Genomic DNA, 1835 nt, shown 5'->3' with positions numbered 1-1835 from the left:
TTTACATCCAAGGTAAAGAGTTGACTCAATCCCCTTCTCCAAAAGAAGCTTCTGCGCAGTCAGTGCTCTCACCAGGCATTTACTCTCCCATCTGGTTTTGTTGCATACCTGATTGACTGAATAGGCTACCTTCTTGGCAAATCTATATTCGTCAATTGTTGCATCCTCCGGCGATTCCTCCCCGACTATACCCCATTTACTTCGGAGCTTTTTTGTATCTTCATATAGCATCTGATATCGATATCGCGCGGACAATGCCCACGCCTTAAGCGTCAGACCCTTATGCTCATTGTATCTTAAAAATCTGTAACCTCTTGCTAATATACTCATACTTCACCTATTACAAAAATCAAAATATAAACTTCAAAAAGCATTTCCTCTATTATAATTCAATTATCACTAATATATTCTTACACTATTGTTAGAATCCTTTACTTTAAGTAACGCTGTTGCTATCTTATTTTTATAAAAAAAATTATTAAATCTTTTAAGGAGGATATATAGTATGAAGAAATGGAATGCACCTAATATTCAGGAACTCAACCTCAGCTCAACAATGCTTCGTGGCCGTAATCCTAAATATGTTGACGGATATGTTTATGATGCTGAGCGTGACACTAACTGGGCTTCATATAGTGGCGGTACTTCAGATCCTTCCGCAACTGGAGCAGAAGTTATTATCAACAATCCTTGATTATAACTATTCCAATAGAAAGGAGTCTTTTATGACTCCTTTTTTTCTTTAAGAAACTTCATCATACTTTCATTTCATCAAATTCATCAAAGAATTTACTAAGAGCTATTGTTCTAACTATATTCATAGCATTATTTTCGCTGATTTCTTCCTTCATCATAGATATAACGTTATCTTTTCTTAAATAATCATATACCTTATCGTTTAACACTATTTTGTTATGATTATCTCCAAAGGACTTAAGTCTTGTAACTCTGTCTGTTCCCTGTCTGCCCTTATACTTAATCTGAAGTCTCTCATAGTCCGGTAGAAAATCATCAAGGTACTCTCTGACAAGCCTGCGTTCCATCGCGTTATAAACATACTGTTCCGGAGGAAAAGATGCACAAAGCTCCATAACTCTTTTATCTTTTGTAGGATCCCTAAACAAAATGCCATAATATAAGCTGTATCTGGTATCAAAAAAGCCTTGAGTCTGAAGTATGTTTATATCGCCAAGACTCCGATACATCTTCCTTACAGATTCAACATCCGTAACACCATAATAACGTTGACGTTTTATAAGTACTCTCTTCACTCTATACTTATTCATAAGAGAATGTCTTATATAATCCATATCAAAGAGACTTTCCACTCCATTTTTTAGTTTAAGATCACATAAAATCTCTTCCTTTATTGCCTCGAGCACACCCTTAAGGAGCACTTTCCTGGGAACGCCATATTTTTTTCCGAATAGAGCTAGCTGATGCTTAGCTTCTCTTACTTTTCCCGAAAGAACTTTTTGAAAGAAATATCTTTTCATATCTCCTCTCGAAATAGTAAAATTCCCAAACTGTCCATTAAGGAGTACTTTACACCCCTTCTCTGCCGCAGTTTTGACGATATATTTCATCCACACCTGATTAACAAAGCATTTCCCAGGAGTTTCAAAAACATGCACAAACTCATCCATCTCTGTAAAAGAGCTCATTCCCTCACAGTCACAGAACTCCTGCTCAATATTAGGGTATTTCGCTACAATATGCTTTACCCCATTACTCTCATCAGGCATATCGAAGCCCGGATTTTTGTATTCATATTCTTTAAGCGGAACAGAGGTGTATCCATAAAGAGTTTTATTTTCACCCTGCATAAGCTTTGC

Annotated in this window: 3 protein-coding genes; 1 reads left to right on the top strand and 2 read right to left on the bottom strand. The window is 36.3% G+C overall.

The window, feature by feature from the left end:
* The coding region (locus G586_RS0116920) for a lasso peptide biosynthesis B2 protein (protein ID WP_026528654.1) at positions 1-330 on the bottom strand (330 nt) is incomplete at its 3' end.
* A gap of 175 nt (positions 331-505) precedes the next feature.
* On the opposite strand from G586_RS0116920, the gene G586_RS0116915 reads away from it, so the two are divergent.
* The gene (locus G586_RS0116915; protein ID WP_026528653.1) at positions 506-694 is read left to right on the top strand and encodes a hypothetical protein; all 189 of its coding nucleotides are present in this window, start codon (positions 506-508) and stop codon (positions 692-694) included.
* Positions 695-755: 61 nt separating this feature from the next.
* Here G586_RS0116915 and G586_RS0116910 read toward each other — a convergent pair.
* Positions 756-1835, bottom strand: a 1080-nt coding sequence (locus G586_RS0116910; RefSeq protein ID WP_026528652.1) for an asparagine synthase-related protein, incomplete at its 5' end; no start/stop codon positions are given.

The organism is Butyrivibrio sp. VCD2006, assembly GCF_000423925.1.
Taxonomy (GTDB): domain Bacteria; phylum Bacillota; class Clostridia; order Lachnospirales; family Lachnospiraceae; genus Butyrivibrio.
This window is presented reverse-complemented; position numbering and strand designations above follow the sequence as displayed.